This is a genomic window from Melaminivora alkalimesophila, from assembly GCF_000282995.1.
In the GTDB taxonomy this organism is placed as follows: domain Bacteria; phylum Pseudomonadota; class Gammaproteobacteria; order Burkholderiales; family Burkholderiaceae_C; genus Melaminivora; species Melaminivora alkalimesophila.
The window spans coordinates 1-648 of sequence record NZ_ALEE01000098.1 but is presented as its reverse complement, the minus strand read 5'-3'; the positions used below and the strand labels follow the sequence as shown (position 1 = coordinate 648).

The 648-nt window shown below is 66.7% G+C and carries 1 protein-coding gene; it reads right to left on the bottom strand.

Annotation, left to right across the window (positions count from 1 at the left end; translation table 11 throughout):
- Positions 1-648 (bottom strand): flagellin N-terminal helical domain-containing protein (locus tag A612_RS01305; protein WP_019372810.1); only part of this gene is annotated, 648 nt, incomplete at both ends.

Below are 648 nucleotides of genomic sequence, written 5' to 3'. Positions count from 1 at the left end.
CCCAGCGAGGCGCGGCGGTCGTTCACCGCGGAGATGGCATCGTCGAGGGCGGCGATGCGCGTCGTGTTGGCCGACGGCGCGCCCGTAGTGTCCAGGGCCGATGCGGTACCGGCGCCGAACACTGCGCCGAAGGCGGTATCGCCGCTCAGGCTGATCTCGCCGGAGCCGATGGTGATCTGGTTCTCGGTGCCCGAGTTGGCGCCCACCTGGAACACGAAGTCGGCGTTGCCATTCAGGATCTGCGTACCGTTGAACTGCGTGGCGCTGAGCATGCGGCTGAGTTCCTTGCCCAGTTCGGTGTACTCATTGTTCAGCTTGGCGATGTCGCCCGTGGTGTTCGGCGCGTTGGATGCCTGCACGGCGAGTTCGCGCATGCGTTGCAGCATCTCGTTCATGGCCGACAGGCCGCCTTCGGCCACCTGCGCCATGGAGATGGCGTCGCCGGCGTTGCGCACGGCGACGTTCATGCCGCGCACCTGGGTGTTCATGCGGTCGGCGATGGCCAGGCCGGCGGCGTCGTCCTTGGCGCTGTTGATGCGCAGGCCCGAGGACAGGCGCTGCATGGTGGTGCTCAGGCTGAGCGAGTTGTTGGCGGTGTTGCGCTGCGCGTTCAGCGAGGCAACGTTGGTGTTGATGGTCATGGCCATG